The sequence below is a fragment of the Segatella copri genome (assembly GCF_019249655.2).
In the GTDB taxonomy this organism is placed as follows: domain Bacteria; phylum Bacteroidota; class Bacteroidia; order Bacteroidales; family Bacteroidaceae; genus Prevotella.
This window is the reverse complement of record NZ_CP137557.1, coordinates 1,834,355-1,851,124: the sequence shown is the minus strand read 5'-3', so window position 1 is coordinate 1,851,124 and position 16,770 is coordinate 1,834,355. Positions and strand designations below refer to the sequence as shown.

The 16,770-nt window shown below is 39.9% G+C and carries 14 protein-coding genes; 5 read left to right on the top strand and 9 right to left on the bottom strand.

Annotated features, from left to right (window positions below):
• Position 1: 1 nt before the first annotated feature.
• The 7 genes from KUA49_RS07160 to KUA49_RS07130 all read right to left on the bottom strand — a co-directional run bounded on the left by KUA49_RS07160 (position 2) and on the right by KUA49_RS07130 (position 10,219).
• The gene (locus KUA49_RS07160; RefSeq protein ID WP_218412190.1) at positions 2 to 1,741 is read right to left on the bottom strand and encodes an ATPase; all 1,740 of its coding nucleotides are present in this window, start codon (positions 1,739 to 1,741) and stop codon (positions 2 to 4) included.
• Positions 1,742 to 1,870: 129 nt separating this feature from the next.
• A complete protein-coding gene (locus KUA49_RS07155; protein ID WP_318331683.1) occupies positions 1,871 to 2,980 on the bottom strand; it encodes a transposase in 1,110 nt (369 codons plus the stop codon).
• A gap of 218 nt (positions 2,981 to 3,198) precedes the next feature.
• Complete coding sequence (locus KUA49_RS07150) at positions 3,199 to 3,555, bottom strand: AAA family ATPase (protein ID WP_218413577.1); 357 nt, start codon at positions 3,553 to 3,555, stop codon at positions 3,199 to 3,201.
• Positions 3,552 to 3,782, bottom strand: a complete 231-nt coding sequence (locus KUA49_RS07145; protein WP_203049667.1) for a hypothetical protein — start codon at positions 3,780 to 3,782, stop codon at positions 3,552 to 3,554. The genes KUA49_RS07150 and KUA49_RS07145 overlap by 4 nt, the downstream gene beginning before the upstream one ends.
• A 2-nt stretch (positions 3,783 to 3,784) precedes the next feature.
• Positions 3,785 to 6,013 (bottom strand): DEAD/DEAH box helicase family protein, encoded by a 2,229-nt coding sequence (locus tag KUA49_RS07140; protein WP_218413578.1) that lies wholly within the window; start codon positions 6,011 to 6,013, stop codon positions 3,785 to 3,787.
• A 35-nt stretch (positions 6,014 to 6,048) separates the two neighbouring features.
• Positions 6,049 to 7,149 (bottom strand): phosphoadenosine phosphosulfate reductase, encoded by a 1,101-nt coding sequence (locus KUA49_RS07135; protein ID WP_218413579.1) that lies wholly within the window; start codon positions 7,147 to 7,149, stop codon positions 6,049 to 6,051.
• A gap of 28 nt (positions 7,150 to 7,177) precedes the next feature.
• A complete protein-coding gene (locus tag KUA49_RS07130) occupies positions 7,178 to 10,219 on the bottom strand; it encodes a hypothetical protein (RefSeq protein ID WP_218413580.1) in 3,042 nt (1,013 codons plus the stop codon).
• A 190-nt stretch (positions 10,220 to 10,409) separates the two neighbouring features.
• Here KUA49_RS07130 and KUA49_RS07125 point away from each other — a divergent pair, with 190 nt between their 5' ends.
• The gene (locus KUA49_RS07125; protein WP_055235773.1) at positions 10,410 to 11,696 is read left to right on the top strand and encodes an IS1380-like element IS942 family transposase; all 1,287 of its coding nucleotides are present in this window, start codon (positions 10,410 to 10,412) and stop codon (positions 11,694 to 11,696) included.
• Positions 11,697 to 11,843: 147 nt separating this feature from the next.
• Here KUA49_RS07125 and KUA49_RS07120 read toward each other — a convergent pair whose 3' ends face one another.
• Both KUA49_RS07120 and KUA49_RS07115 read right to left on the bottom strand, forming a co-directional pair.
• Positions 11,844 to 11,996: a hypothetical protein gene (locus KUA49_RS07120; protein WP_218413623.1), complete on the bottom strand. Its 153-nt coding sequence runs from the start codon at positions 11,994 to 11,996 to the stop codon at positions 11,844 to 11,846.
• A complete protein-coding gene (locus KUA49_RS07115; protein ID WP_203041048.1) occupies positions 11,983 to 12,846 on the bottom strand; it encodes a DUF4007 family protein in 864 nt (287 codons plus the stop codon). Before KUA49_RS07115 ends, KUA49_RS07120 begins: the two co-directional genes overlap by 14 nt.
• 519 nt (positions 12,847 to 13,365) lie before the next feature.
• Between KUA49_RS07115 and KUA49_RS07110 the strand changes: the two genes are divergently transcribed.
• From KUA49_RS07110 to tnpC, 4 genes are all read left to right on the top strand, one after another.
• Positions 13,366 to 13,899: a hypothetical protein gene (locus tag KUA49_RS07110; RefSeq protein ID WP_218413624.1), complete on the top strand. Its 534-nt coding sequence runs from the start codon at positions 13,366 to 13,368 to the stop codon at positions 13,897 to 13,899.
• Between the two features lie 308 nt (positions 13,900 to 14,207).
• Positions 14,208 to 14,618: a hypothetical protein gene (locus tag KUA49_RS07105; protein ID WP_270532637.1), complete on the top strand. Its 411-nt coding sequence runs from the start codon at positions 14,208 to 14,210 to the stop codon at positions 14,616 to 14,618.
• Complete coding sequence (gene tnpB / locus KUA49_RS07100) at positions 14,606 to 14,953, top strand: IS66 family insertion sequence element accessory protein TnpB (RefSeq protein WP_218413625.1); 348 nt, start codon at positions 14,606 to 14,608, stop codon at positions 14,951 to 14,953. Before KUA49_RS07105 ends, tnpB begins: the two co-directional genes overlap by 13 nt.
• A 101-nt stretch (positions 14,954 to 15,054) precedes the next feature.
• Positions 15,055 to 16,635 (top strand): IS66 family transposase, encoded by a 1,581-nt coding sequence (gene tnpC, locus KUA49_RS07095; protein WP_318331635.1) that lies wholly within the window; start codon positions 15,055 to 15,057, stop codon positions 16,633 to 16,635.
• Positions 16,636 to 16,770 lie beyond the last annotated feature (135 nt).

Below are 16,770 nucleotides of genomic sequence, written 5' to 3'. Positions count from 1 at the left end.
ACTACTTAACCTTTTCTACTATAGTTCTAATTGTCGCCATATTCTTACTATCAAAGCTATCAGCCTTCTTGATACGGTAAACACCACAAGTAAGCTGCTCTACCTCATTGAGTCTCAATTGCCCCTTTGTGATAAAGTCCTTTGTTACAATAATACACTGCTTGTTCAATTTATCTATTACGTTATAGAATCCTTCCTCCTTTGAGTCACCAAATGAAGAAGTTGCCGCATCAAAGATAAGAGGATAATTCTCATCACGCTTCTGATCTGTAAAATCAGAGATAGCAAACAAAACAGACATGTACATAACTGTCTCTTGTGAGCCAGAAGGATTCTTGATTTCCGTTCCATTAGAACTGAAAAGTTTAATTTCTGTAGAATCCTCTATTGTTTGACACAATCTAATTTCACCATGAAAGTCTTGAGCACTTAATTTTACAAGATAACCATTTGCGCATTCCTCCAAAGCTGCAAGGAATCTACGTAGGTTCTCTTTCTTTGCATTTTTGAATGCTTTAGCAACTTCTTCGAAAACTCGATGTACATCACGATAAACTTTAACCAAACTATTTTGAGGATTAAGTTCGTCAAAATTCTTACGTAATTCTGTCTCTTCTTTCTTTAAATCCTCCAATTCTCTTTGAAGCACAACCAAGCGCTGTTCAGCACGTCCCTTCTGCTCAAACATTCCTTTGATATCAGTAAAGTCCTTTTGCAGAAGTTCCTCTGAGACGTTTCCTGCTTGTATCAACAAACGAGCCTTATCATCCTCTGCATCCTGTATCTTATCCATGAGAACCTTTAAGTCATCTTGGCATCTAGATTCCAAGAACAAGCGATTATCAATATCTGTTGCGATCTGAACAACTTCAGCTTCTGTACTACCACCCAATCGAATACTCAGATTATGTATTTCTTCTACATAATTTGAAGTAAACAACTGCTTTTGCTCAATACTAGCTTTAGCTGCTTCTAACTTCAACTTTTCATCCACATGCTTTTTGTACTCATTCAACTTGTTCACCATAAAATTATAAGCAGGAGAACCTACGGGTGCAGGACTACCACACACCTTGCAAACATGATCATTGATCATTTCCTCCATTGTTTCTTCGTTTGGAAGATACCAAGGAAGTTCTGGCACTCCATCAGCCAAAAGCCCTCTTACTTCATTAAAGGCTTCCAATTTACCTTTTTCTTTAGCTCGCTGCTCAAGGAACTCTTTATCTTGCATTCTCTTTTCCTTACTAAACTGTTGGCTTTTCTTTTTAAACTCAGCCAAAATAGAAGGGAAGGCACAGAGAATCCATTGCTTATCTAAGAGGGCCGTATTCTTATCTACAGAAGAAAGGTTTGCTCTCAACTTTGTAGCTTTTTCATTCAAAGTTTTAATTCGTTCACTAACCTCATTATACTTTTCAGTAGTTTCTTGGTTCTGTGCCAGTTCATCCAACTTTGTTGAATAAAGAGAGATTGAATCCTGCTTATCCTTTATATCCTTTTTCTTGTTAAAAATATCGGTAGCTATACGCTGTAGTTGAGACTCCAAAGCTTTTGCTGCATTTGATATTTTTTTATCTGAGCGACACTCCTTCAAATAAGCAGAGTTAGATTTCTCTTCAAACACAGCAGACAGATTCACCAAATCATCAAATTTCTTGACGTCAGAAAATTTATCCACCAATTGTTTGAGCGCAGTCTTATCTTGAAACACATTTAAAGTTGATTCACCTTTGAACATACTGAATCTACGAATAAACGCATCAAAGCATCTATTCATCAACACCTTACCATCAACAAGCTCGCGACCTGCATTAGTATTTTCGTATCCTCTAAAAGTTCAATAGTTCGTTAAAATTTGAGATAATGGCTAAGCAGCTTTACGTTGCCAGCCAAAGAGTTCTTTGATAGTATGACTAATTAACTTTCGGTTCGGTATTCTCCGACACTTGTTGATAATTAATTTAGCGATGTATGTGCTTGCCATAATCTCCTTGAAAGAAGCCATGGAATACGGCAATTCATTTTCCTTCATCATCACTTTCGCAACATTCTGTGATGCGAATGATGCATTATAGGAAAAGTCCAACTGGTTCTTGTGTCTTGCTTGGCAATGCGTAAGACCAGTATATTGCTTTGCATCGCGAAAACAAAACTCTATTTGGAATCTTGAGCGGTATGTGCGCAACACTTCCTCACCCGACATGGATGTCTTTGTTGAGAAGAAAAGCTTGTGTTTTCCGTTCGGCATAACCCAAATGACAAGGCGCACTTTCTGCTTCAATGCCTTTGAATAGGCTATGAGTGTGTAGGCTGTGCCTTCAAGTCCTTCAATATGCAACTCTGCCATACGTGTGAGGTCAAGTTTCTTGTAGTTGATTTTTCCGTCAAGTGTCTTGGGACGTCCAGGCTTATTGGAACGAGGTCCCGTATACACATAATATAGGCTCGCAGTATCCCTGAAGCGGCTGACAAGATGGAAACCGCACTCTTTGATTCCGTCCACAAACGGACGGATAGAGAAGAAAGCGTCAGCGACAACAATATCGGTGACCTTCAACAAATCCTTCTTATAACGCTTGATGACCGCTATGTAATGTTGCACGAGAGTCATGTTACGCATTTTCAATTCTCCAGTAGATGGAGTCTGATGGGCGCGCAGCATCATGCAACTGTTGGCATGGACATCGACAAGTGCAAGCCCCATGATTTCAAGCCCATGCTTCATGGAACTTGCACAACCGGACCAGAAAGTACCGATATGCGGAGTCTTCTTACCCGACTTGCTGATGTAGCTCGGATCGATGGCTATAGCCAATAGACCATCCATATTCAAGTAACGTCGGCATAGGGCAAGGTTGAACTTCACCCAGTCTATGCATTTAGCACGACCACGGTTGAAGTTCGTTCTGTAGGTCTGCTCACAATGGGTGCCGTAACGCTCCATTTGAGTGAAATTTATCTTTCTTTGTATCGTCATGTACAATAAAAGTATTTCCAAGAGTAGACTCTCGAAAGTTTTGCTTAACTTTGCAGATGAACTTTTGATAGCATCTCTGCATATTTCCGTATATTGGTTGAGTGGTTCTGATGTCATATAACTTTGAGCTTAGAGAACTATAAAGTTACTGATAATCAGCCACTTAACCAAATTTTATTAGTTATATTACGTTAATTAACTCTCTCATTTTCAATCGATTACATAAGAATTAACAGAGTATTGAAAGTTACTTTACTAGTAGAAAATGTATTTTCTGAAGTACGTTCAAAAGTATAACTCTTCTCTATACTTTTCTCACCATCGTGATCAAAAGTCATAGCCACATATACTTCGTCACTCTCACCTATTTCCAGTTTAGACTTACGCATTTCAGAAGCATTATCTATGGTGTTTCTTTCTACCATCGTCTCAAACAACCATTGCAACGCCTCAAAAAATGTAGTTTTACCATCACCATTGTCACCAACAATTAGAGTAAGTCCATCTGAAAAGGTGAACTTATTCTCTCCATAATAACTACGGAAGTTCTTAATTATAATATCTTTTATTATCATACGTTTTTCTTTAAATATTCCGTTACTTCCTTATAAATTTCTTTCTCTGTTGCTCCTTCAGATGATCGTTGAATGATTTGAGCAACTGTACTGACAACAGGATTGTCAGAAGAAACAGCCTGATAAACAGAAGTGATTTCTGATGGAGTATATTTTCCAAACTTCATTAAATCCAAATCTGTCAATACTGCTTCTAACATTTTATCATTGTTACTTGCATATGCCATAATTATAATATAGTTAAGTTATAATATGATGTAATATCTTCTAATTCTCTATAAGTATAATCTGAATTTTCAGACAAAGAAGCAAAGTCACGAACTCGCTTCAACTCTGTTTCCAACAGATTGCGTTCCATCTTGTAGCTATCTTCTGCAGTACTAATCCAAGGAGCTACTATCAGATCATGTATGACAGCTCGATACTTGTCTTTATGCTTACGTAAGATTCTACCCCTTCTTTGTACAAACTGTCTTGGATTTCCAGTACTTGCACAGAAAATTGCCATCTCACTCCGAGGCACATCTACACCTTCATCCAAACACTTCATAGAAGTAAGAACCTCCAATTTTCCACAAGCAAAATCATTCAATATTCTTGAACGTTCTTTGGAATCCGATATGAATTCACATACCGTGGTTTTGGGACTAATACCGCAAACTATCTGAGTATATCTATCTATCAAATGCACTGACTCTTCATCAATACTCAAAGAATCTGTCGTATCAAAAACATCAGCAATAGAATCCGGTTTGTTGCCTTCTGGCACGTAAACCAAAGTATATTTTAAATTGCCCTTTTCTTTATAACGCTCCTTGAGTATAGACTCAAAGATTATCTCTTTTTGCTGAGCCTTATGAATTATTCTTTTGCGTTTTAGCAACAGAGCCATCAGAATGTCATTACTTTGAGCAAACGAATCTTTATCAAAATTATAAAATTTAGATAGTTTCCTTGATATTTCAAGATATTCAGACATCTCTGTGTCATTCAATCTTACAACATGAGGATAGTAATAATAACGACATAAAAAGCCATTATCTATTGCTTCTCTCATCGAATACTCAAATGTAAAACCTTCAGTACTACCAAAGAACTCATTGATTTTCTGATTTCCCAAATCATCAAACTGACGCGAAGGTGTAGCAGACAAGCCAATCCTTCTTAGATACTTAATACTATCCATTCTATCAAGCACTCTCTTTGAACCCATATTGTGAGCCTCATCAGCTATCAATAAAGTTTTATTCTTTGGAAAAGAATTGAGAGATGGAAACACATTAGCCCTCACAAATGAAGAATAAGTCGAAATAATTATAAACGAATTTTCCTCATTTAAACGAATAAAGTCTTCCTTCAAATGCAATAGTTCTATCTCATCACGCCAATTAGGGTTCTTAGAGTACACTGTATATATCTTTGAGAAGTCAAACTTTTTACATTCACCAATCCATTGCTCAACCAATGTTTGAGTTGGAACTAATATTATCGCCTTATAGTACTTATATCGTTTATAAATCTCCAACAAGCAATTCAGCGAGGTAATTGTCTTACCCGTTCCTGTGGCCATGGCAAAAAGGCCTTTCTGCTTATTGTTTTTCCAGTTTTCAAAAGCCTGCTGCTGGTATTCTCTTGGACCTGATGGATATGGAAAACGTGGAGTTATCTCTTCCAGACAAATGTCCTCCCTAACCATATCTACACCCATAAATGCCTTTTGAGCTTTTCGTTCCTGGCGAATTCTGTCCAACTTCTTTTCTACATCTAACAGCTCTTCTATGGTCGTGTCCTGATAACATGACGATACTGCCGTCTCCAACTGGCTTGGAGACAGATACTCTATATCGCTTTCCTGCTCATTCATGATAAGCTCAAACTTTGCTCTTTGAGATTTGATTCTATTCTGAGTCATCTCATCAGGAGAATCGCTTCGGTCTATCTTGATTTCCTCTATGTTATAAAGCAAACCATTAATTGTAAAATTGGCTGAACCAGTGAACGAAGTAATGGTATCATCATCACGAAATTGCCCTGTCTTGGTATGAGCTATTCCCTTATGTTTCTTTGGCTTAATGATTTTGATTTGAATTCTATTTTGAGAAATCAGATACGCCAAGCATCTGAAAAACTGATTCTGATACTCATCAAATGTCTTTCGAAGAGACTCAAAATCAGACAGATCCATACAATCTACCACATCACCAAAGACTCCTTTCTGGATAGCTTCCTTATCTTCTTCAGAAACAATCTGGTTGATGATAAGACGCATAACCCCGCCATTTGCTATAAACGTAGCAAAGCCTTCTGCCAATACACTAATAGTGGCAGAACTGAAATAACCCAGTTGCAGGTCGAAACTGCAACTGTTCTTCAATCCATCATTAAAGAACCTTTCTGGAGAAAATTCTTCTCCAGGTATATAGGTTCCATCCTTAGCCCATTCTACATCTTTCAACATAGACGTTCCTCCGATTATATTCTAATTATATAGTTCTAAATAAAACAGTTGGCACAAACATATTCATCACCGAAGAGTTCGGCAAGACTCGTGCCTTTGTTCTTATTTTTGTTTGTTTCCTGTCGCTTGATGATATCCAGTTTCACCTGGCGAATACGCTCCGGCTTTATCAAGTCTGCCAGACTCTCATTCTGAATCCAGGTATAACCATCCTTCTCAAACGACATTGCCTTTTCGTATAAGTCAGGATGCTGCTCATAGAGCCAGATCCATTCTATCTTCTGCTGGAAGAAGCAGAAATAACAGCCGCTTCGGCTTCTGCAATAGGTTCCCGTCTTACCATCCACCTCGAAAGGAATTTCCTCATAATAAGATGGTACTCCTACTCCACTATCCCTCAGCAGTTTGAAGATATCTTCCTTTACAAGCACCTCGTCGTTATCTATCAAAGGGAATGAATCCAGATGACCAACAGGATAATCCGTAGTCTTCAAGTATTCAAAGACGGCATGGTTAAACATCTTCACGTCTATATCCAACAATGCATTCAGCTTTTTGGAATAGTAGAATTGCTTGGTAATCGGTTTCTTCAACACATCCATCAAGTCTTCCTTCATCAATCCCTCAGGGCTTAACTTATCGTAGATGTCGATAATCTGCTCCTGGTTTTCTTTGTGCAAGAACTTATTGATGACATCCACGCTCCAGATATTTCTTCTGAAAGGAAAGACAGACTGAATATTAGGTTTTGAAGACACATAACCATCACGGTCTTCATCACCTCGAATACCAACATATGATACCGCATAGTCATCACCTACATATCTTTCAAACTCATCAAGTTTCATCTTCTTGGTACACCATCGAGCTTGTGGCGATGGCAGGAATCCTCCTGCTGCCTTTAGGAAATGCTCAAAAGGCGTAGGCTCAGGACTGTCTTCAGCAGCCCTAAGTCTTTTGATGTTTCCCAGATAAGCACTCAATCTATCAATCAGCAATTCCGTCTCAGCCAATTCACAGCCAGTATCAGAATTATAATACTCAATCTTTAAGTTTGGGTATTTCTGCTTGAGATAGATGGCCAAAGCCGCACTGTCCTTTCCGCCAGATATTCCTAAAATATTTCTTACTTTCATTTTGCTCTATTCATTTTTAAGGAAGCGGCTACTTACCCAGCTTCTTATTCAATATTTTCAACAATGTACATACCGATACATTGTCATTTCCAATGCCATCGAGTAGCTTGTCGATGCTTTTTTCCAATTCCTCAGCCTTCTGCATCTCGCTTTCTGGCAATCTGAAAGTCTGGGAATGGATATTGCTGCCCTTTGTTGAAACCAAATCCAACGAATAAATTTCATCCGATTCATCTTCTGCCACCTTGGATATATCAGAATATTTCTCACATTCATGAAAGAGCATAAGCAAACTGTCAATCAGTTTTTCTTCTTGCTCATCGCGCAATCGCTCCAAAGGTTGCTCCAATGCCGTATAGCAAATAGACTGGTACCACTCATTGCGGTTATCAAACTCAGCCATCACATGCTGATAGAATTCCTTCAGTCTATCTGTCAGGAGATATTCCTTGACATGAGCCAAACGCTTTCTAATCTCTACCACATATTCAGAATAATCGTATGACTCGATGCCCAATGTTTCCAACAAGCGACCTTCCACACGGTCTATCATATCAGAATAGCAAGAACGAAGTTCCTTCACAGCCCGATTGATGACATAACAGAACTCCTGTACCTTATCCGGATTCTGCAAAGCTTCCTTATCGTAGCCCAAAGCCTCTGGCAAATCCTCGAAGAAAGTCTTCTCCGGGTCCTTTGCCCTAGCCAGAGTATCACGGAATCTTACCGTCTGCTCATGATTGAACTTACGGGTATGCTTGGCATAATCATTCAATCTCTTGTTATAGAAGAAAAAGAATGGCTTGATGGTTTCTATGAAATCATCGCTCTTGATACTTCCCATGGCTTCAACATTCAGGAACTTACGATACTGGTTGAATATCTGCACCTTAACACCTGTCACGTCGAATGCCTTGACCAGATATTCTCCCGGATGCTTCTGCAACAACTCAAAGAACTCCATGTTGATATTTGGGATGTATGCTCCATTGGTTCCATACAGAGAGAAATCCTGCTTCTTTATATATAAATAGGTGGGAATCCAGAAATCCAGGAATCCCTGCTTCAGCTTATATGGTTTTGCTGACAACTTCTTAATCAGCTCAGAAATCTTACGAGGCTTGAAAGTCGTAGATTTCAGGAATTCCTCACATGCATCCCACAAAGGCATGATTCCTTCATTGGATGGCACATCAGTAAACTCTCCATTCACATGAAGCCCCGTACTCTTCAAGAGAGAATAATAAATGGTTTTCTCCGGTGGGAACTTGTCGCCAGGGAATCCTAAGTCCTGTTCATTGCTCTGGTTCAGCAATGCAGCCAGGTACTTACCTTTCGCACTAGAGATTGAACCACTCAACTTATGCTTGTTGAACAATTCATTGTTCATCACTGGAGTCTGAGAATAAATCTCATCGCATACCACTGACAGCAACTGGTTGAAGTCTCTTAAGGAGCAAACCTCTCTTTCCTCGCCCTTAAAAATCCAAGTTACATCTCCATTATATGCAAACAAGCTATCACTGATAGATTTATTGAGAACCACTTTCTCATATTCCATCAGATTATTGATTTCGTTGATAGCAACCTTATCAGATTTATCTACCAACACCTTGCTCAATATATATTTGTACTTTTCTATCAGATAGAGGTGAGACACCAACTCGTCTGTATTTCTGAAACAAACAAAGATGATGGCATTCTCACTCTTTTCACTCAGCTCGCAAGTCTCCTCCAACACTTTCTTATGGGAAGAGAAGATCAACTGAATATATCCATCAGTATCGCCAGTAGGAGTCTTGTCCACTCCTTCACCCAGCACTTCATACTCAAAGTATCTTGGAGTACCTTTCTGGAAATAGCAAGCCTTGACAGGAGCCACCTTCTTGAAACAATAGTTTCTGATATCATCCACAAAGTTTACAGGACGGCTAACCACCAAACCAGCCTTGCGGATTTCATCTTCTATATTGATATCTGTGCCATCAAAAAGAATGTAACGGAACTTATAGCTGGCATATCGGATAATCTTGAATTGCTCCAACTTCTTTAAAAGCCCCGTTGGGTTTTCTATATTCAAAGCAGTTTTGGCATACAGGGCAGTATCTTCACGGTTCATCTTAAATGAAGCATTGCCGAAAAGATTCAGTAATCCGATGGCTTTCACCAGCTTGATGGCATCTACAAGGTCTGACTTGGTTTCCCATAGTTGACCTTCCACTCTCTCGATGGCAACCTGCATCGAACTCCATTGCATGGAGTCGGCATTCGCCTCCTTCAGGTAGGAGTAGAAATTATAGTAGATATAATCATAGCAGCACTGAAGCTGATATATCTTCCCCTCATATTCAGACAAAGAGTTACGTCCCCTTGCATTCAAGAACGAAAACAAAGAACGCTCATTCTGTCCATATCTCTGAATGGCCTGTGTAATGACGTATGCAGCAAATGGCTCCAGCGGAGCCAATGCCTGCGCAGTTACTCCAGAAAAGTTTTGAGAAACAAAACCAGTCTTCTTTGCTAACGAAGCCAGTGAATCAATCACAGAATCTTCATTTTGCATGGTTCTACCGGCATCAATCTGCGTAGAAGCCAGATAGAGAAGTTGCTCTATCGGTTCTACGAATACCAATTCCTGGAAACGCCCCTTTACTTTCGTCCACTCTTCTTTCTGTACTTCATTCAACTTACGGGAGTAAGCGTTGAAATTCTGATGAAGCGTAGTCAGAAGAAGGATATTTCTGGATGGCACATTCACGAACTCAGCCAATTTCTGCATGAAGTAAAGTTCACGCTCCGGATTATTCTTGGCAGCATGCTCCAAAACCTTGCCAAACTCATCAATGAAGATAACCAGGAATTTTCCCTGGCTCTTCAGTTTATTATACTTGGTTTTGAGTTCATCCAGAATGCTATCAGCTGTGCCATCAACAGAGAGTTTTTGACTCAACAAGACAGACAGCTCCTTATAGTCGCCAACAATTTTAAGAACTTCAAACTTCTTCTTCTCGGAAAGTTCAGAAGGATTCAACAATTCATATTGCTTACCTCCCATCAAGTCTCTTTCCAAAGCCAATAAGAAACTAGACTTACCTGTTCCATAAGAGCCAATAATGGTATAAGCCTTAATTCCGCAACACTATAGTTTAACATTATTTATAAGTGCCTGAGCAACAAAAAGTTGCCCAGGATTTTGCCATGTCAGAATTTTCACTTACCTTAGTGTTGCGAAAAGAAGACAAGCAAAACTCTAATATGACATGGCAAAGATACAAATAAAATCTGAGAAACTCACTCCTTTTGGAGGAATTTTTTCTATTATGGAGCAATTTGATGCTCTTTTAGCTCAAACCATAGATTCCACCTTGGGATTGAGATGCACTATGTTTGGTTATCAATATAGCGAAATTCTACGCTCTCTGATGTGCGTATATCTTTGTGGCGGCTCATGTATTGAGGATGTTACAACTCACTTGATGAAACATTTGTCTCTTCATCCAACTCTTCGCACTTGCAGCGCAGACACCATATTGCGTGCTATCGAAGAACTGACTTGTAAGAACATCACCTATAAATCTGCTTCTGGCAACTCCTATGATTTCAATACTGCAGACAAGATGAACTGCTTATTGATCAAAGCCCTGCTTGCTACTGGTCAATTGAAATCCGGTCAAGAGTATGATTTTGACTTTGACCATCAGTTCATTGAAACAGAGAAGCATGATGCAAAACCAACCTACAAGAAGTTCCTGGGCTATAGTCCAGGTGTGGCAGTCATTAACGACATGATTGTCGGTATTGAAAATAGAGACGGCAACACAAACGTGCGCTTCAACCAAAGAGAGACTTTGGAAAGAATCTTCAAGCGACTGGAGGCATCAGAAGTATATATATCCCGTGCCCGCATGGATTGCGGCTCATGCTCGGAGGAAATCGTAGATATGGTAGAGGCTCATTGCAGGCATTTTTATATTCGTGCCAACAGATGCTCTTCCTTCTACGATTCCATGTTTGCCTTGACTGGATGGAAAACTGTTGAAATCAACGGTATTGAATTTGAGCTGAATTCCATCCTTGTTGAGAAATGGAAAGGAAAACCGTATCGTCTTGTCATACAGAGACAAAGGCGAATAGATGGAGACCTTGACATTTGGGAAGGCGAATATACCTACAGATGTATACTGACTAACGATTACAAGTCGAGTGCAAGAGACATCGTGGAATTCTACAATCTTCGTGGTGGCAAGGAACGCATCTTCGATGACATGAACAATGGCTTTGGCTGGAATCGATTGCCAAAATCGTTCATGGCACAGAATACTGTATTCCTGCTTATGACAGCTCTCATCAGAAACTTCTACAAAGCTATTATGCAGAGATTGAAAACCCATGAATTTGGATTGCGTGCCACCAGCAGAATCAAGACCTTTGTTTTCAAGTTCATCTCTGTTCCTGCGAAATGGATTAAGACATCACGTAGGCATGTATTGAATATTTACTCAGACAACAATGCTTATGCCAACCTGTTCAAGACAGACTTTGGTTAAAGACCATGCTTTTCTGGTTAAACCAGCGTATTACCTCAAGTCGCTTTATGGGGTAAGGGGATTTTGTGTCTGCGACATTTCTGTTGTGCAAGAAATATGTACAATAAAATGAATTTTGTCGCTTTGCAAGCAAAATCCCACTAAACCCTATAGGTTGCGGATTTGAGGATAAGAATGAACTCCAGAACGGAATCCATTCGCAATACCCTCTGCCACCTGGCGAGCATTAGGAGTTACGATATATTTGGCCTCACTAGCAAAGCCTTCCTCTATGTTTGCTGATAAACTAAACTGTCGCATTCTTATAATACTTATCTAAAACATCAATGTCCTTCAAAGAAGAACCTTCCTTAAACAATAGCTGACGGATACCTGCATTATCACTATACTGTACATACTCAGAATAATGCTCACCTATAGACTGAGCCATATCAATGACCTCAGCATCTGTCATGCAGAACATCAAGCCTATTTCCTGCAATGTATCGTATGATACAGACTTATCCTTGCCTTTTTCCTGAAGAATGGCATATAAGAAAATCTCCATCGGAACCCTGCGCTTACCTTCGATATTGAAGGCGAACGTCTTACCATTATCTTCAGTTCTTACCAGATCCAAATCAATCAAAAGAGAAGAATAATCCTCAAACGACTTGGCCTTATAAGGTTGGGCATAGTTCTGCAACAGTACACCCACATCTTTCTTGGTGGTATTCACATTAAAGATTTTGTCCTTTCCATCCTCTATCATCAGTCTTTTCACAAAGTTCACCAATTGTTCCCTCTCAAAGACCTTTCGTTCTTTTTGGAATTGCACAAAAGTAATATGATAAAGCGTTGCCTCTTTCAAACTGACCAGAAGGTAGTGAAGCAACCACAAAGTTCCCAAACTTTCAATGTACTTATCTACGCCTTCTGATTCATCGAATAAATAATCTGCTATTCTGCTTGGCTCATCCTGATTGGAAATACCAAACACCTTAAGCCAATATCGGATAGAAGAAACCATGTTTTTTCCTACTCCCAAAGCTATTACAGCATCAGAAGCATTGAAGTTTCCTCCATCTATCATAAAGTTATATCCCTTGGTGAGCCATAAGGTTTTGCAAGGAAAAGATTCATGTCCAGAGAGTGTATATTTATTGTACATCTATCTTCTTCAAAGCGATAGAATCCCGGTATCGTGAGTTGTGTTAGTATTCTGTTAGGCCTCTATAAAACGGAAACGTGGGATTCTCCTTGCCCATCCCACCACTCGAAGGCCTTCGCATTGCCCTAGTTGAAAGAGACGGACAATGCAGAAAGCCCACGTTATGGTATATGATGATTCCAGGTACGAACATATAGTCATACACGATACCAAAACATACAGTTATGGTATGCATACGACAGTTCGCAGCAGGATATAATACACCCACCGTGAGCATTCACCATTGTCACATCTACGTCCAACTAAAGGTAAAGTTGCGAAGTTTACGAGTAGTCGCAGACGAACGTTAGTAAACGCTCTATTTCATAAAAGTCACACCCACCCGCTCAGCCCTTCGGGCTTTCTGCGGTAGAATGCAATTGCAAAAATAACAATATTTTTCGAAATACATGCACTTATCTCGGATTATTTTTGTATTTTTGCAGAAAAAGTTGTCAAACCCATTAAAATGAAGCTGTTATGACTACATATCTCAGATTTTTCGACTATGACAAGGCATTTGATTACTATTGCGAGCTCATCGATAAGATGAACCAATGTACCAATAGGAAAAGCCATGTCCGTATCATCGCCAAGCCAGTACTTATCCTATCTATCATCAAACTGATAGAATACGGAAAGTCTGTCAACCAGTTCACGTATGAGGAGATTGCACCAACATACAAAGGTGTTTTCGGAGAGTGTTTCATGAAAGCTCATCAAGAGAATCTTACCCCCTTACACTATCCGTACTATTTTTTGAAATCAGATAAGTTCTGGCATTTGGTCTGGACAAATGCTGAAGTAAAAACCGAGTCTCCTTCAAGAGCGTGGCTGGAGAGGAATACCAAATACGCCTACATTGACAAGGAACTATGGATATTACTATCCCATCCTACATATCGGGAGAAATTAAAGGATTACATTATCAAGGAGAAAGTTCTTAAAGTATTCAAAGAAGAAAAGAACAAAGGTGGCTTTAAGGCTTTGCTGCAATTGTTGATGGTAATATAAAGACAATACGAAATGGATTATAAAGATGTCGCAAACTTGACAACGTAAACAGGCGACATCTTTATATCTATAATAAGTTTTTTCTGTGAAAAAGGTCTCATAGTCTCATTTTTGCCCTCAAAATACCAGTTATCTTTCTGATGATTAACAACTTAACATCAATGACACTTCTTGAAAAATGCGGCAAGAAGTATCATCAATGTATCATGGAAGTATCATCATAATATGTAAGCGGCTCCGCGTTTATACCATTGTAGTCTTCTCATTTGTTCGTACCTTTGCACCATCATTTTAAAATCAAACAAATTATGACAGCAAACGAACGTTTTGAGAAGGCTTGGGATTCCTTCTTAGTCTATCTGAATCGAAACCCCAAGGCCCAACTTACTCCTTTCTTGAAGGAAAGACATGTAAATCATCGCACCATGATGAACTGGATGTGCGAAAAAGGATATTCAGTTTTACGTGCCAAGCAGGAAATCCGCCAAGCCCAGGAGGCAGCCCGCAGAGAAAAAGCAGAAGCATCTGCATCAAGTACAGGCATGATGTTCGTGCCTATGGAACCTCCTACCATAGATCTTCCTATGGAGGACCTCCTTTATGGCATAAACATAACCTTTCCAAATGGAACTTTGGTTTCCGTTAAAAAAGGATGTGCCAAGTCTGTTATGGCGTTGATGAAACTTTATGAGAAGGAGGATGCAGTATGTTTGGATTGAATGAGAGTACCCAGTACTATGTCTGCCAGAGATACGTACGAATGAACATGGGCATAAATGGCTTGTATCAGATAGTGAGAACCGAGCTGGAACTTCCGCCACTTGGTGGTGCGGTATTCATCTTCTTCTCCAAGAACCGCCAGCAGGTAAAAATGCTCAAGTGGGATGGCGATGGTTTCTTGCTGTACCAGAAGCGATTGGAGCGAGGAACCTTTGAATTACCATTCTTTGACCCCAAGAACAAACAATGCAAAATGCCGTACAGGACACTATCGGCCATCATGAGCGGAATTTGCCTAAAAAGCATGAAATATAGAAAGAGACTCAATCTATAGTAGCGGCAGGAAAATTCTAACATATTGTACATCAATAAAATAACTAAAAATAATATATAAGAATACTTGCATATCTCGATATTTTTTCGTATCTTTGCACTATGACAAAGGACGAAATTATAGTACTTTTGAAGGAACAACTTCAGCTTGCCAACGAACAACTTCAGCAAGCTAATACTACAGTGAGTTCGCTGACCCTACAGGTCAACGAACTCATTATACGTATAAAGTCATTAGAAGAACTACTCGTCCAGAAAGGAATCGCCATAGACAAAGCGAATCGTCAGAACAAGGCACTCGGCAAGCTCGTTTCAGGCAAGAAGTCCGAACGTCAGGAGAAGAATCCACAAGACTCGATGCCCCAGGAGGAATTTGACAAGAAGAAAAAAGAGCAGGCCGAAAAAAGAAAGGCACGCAAAAACAACGGAGCCAAGCGTGACATGCATTACGAAATGAAAGAAGTGCATGTTACGATAGATCCAGTCATGGATGCAGAGCTTTTGAAGACGTTGCGTCTCTTCGGGACTCGTACCTGTATACGTTACAGCATGGAACCCATCAAGTTCATCAAGACCGTGTATCACATCAACACTTATACGGATGGAAGTATCATGTATCCGGGGAAGACTCCGCCGGCTCTGTTGTTGAATTCTTCCTATTCACCTTCCTTTGCAGCAGGTCTCCTGCAGATGCGATACATCTATTCCATGCCGGTAGAGCGAATTACCAAATACTTTGCCGACAATGGGTTTACGTTAAGGAAAGCTACGGCAAACAAGCTGATTGCCAGAAGTGCCGATGTACTGGAAAACTTCTATAAGGCTATCTGCCAAGTAGTGTTGCAGCAGGATTATGTCTCGGCAGACGAGACATATCATAAAGTGCTGTTAGCCAAGACAAAGCCTACGGACAAGGGTTCGAAGAAAGGCTACCTCTGGGCTGTAAGTGCGCCTGAACTGGGACTTGTCTTCTTCGTATATGAGGATGGTTCACGTTCTGAGCAGGTCATACTTAACGTATTCTCTGATTATAAAGGTACCATACAGAGTGATGCATATGCTCCTTACCGGAAACTGGAGTCGGATGCTTATCCTGACATTATGAGAATCGCCTGCCTACAGCATGTCAAGAGAGACTTCATCGACTGCGGCAAGGAGGACAAGGATGCTCAGAAGGTCGTAGATATCATCAACAGATTTTATCGAGAAGACAAAAAACATAAGGTTGGGGTAAATGGATGGACCGTTGAAGACCATCTTGCCTATCGGCAGTCATACGCACCAGACATTTTACAGGATTTATTGGAGAAACTGGAGGAAATATCTTCCAGGAAGGATTTGCTGCCCAAGTCTACCTTGGCGCAGGCGGTCGGCTATGCCCTTAATGAATATAATGCCATTTGTGACATCTTCAAAAGAGGTGATACGGCTCTCGATAACAACTACATTGAGAGAATCCAGAGGTACATATCACTATCAAGAAGAAACTCTATGTTCTTTGGCTCGCACGAAGGAGCAAGACGGGGAGCTATCCTATATTCTATAGCTATTTCATGCAAGTTGAATGGCATCAATCTGTTTGAATACATTAGCGATGTCATAGAAAAGACCATTGAATGGCAACCGAATACCCCACTGGAGAAATATAGAGACTTACTTCCTGACCGATGGAAAAAGCAGTAACAGCATTTGTTTAATCAGCTGTTACTGTTTTTTTTGAATTATGCAAGGTATAAACGCGGAGCCGCTTACCATAATATGGTCGTACAACTAAAAGGTGTATAGTTGTACAACAATAAAGCTACGATTGTACAACTA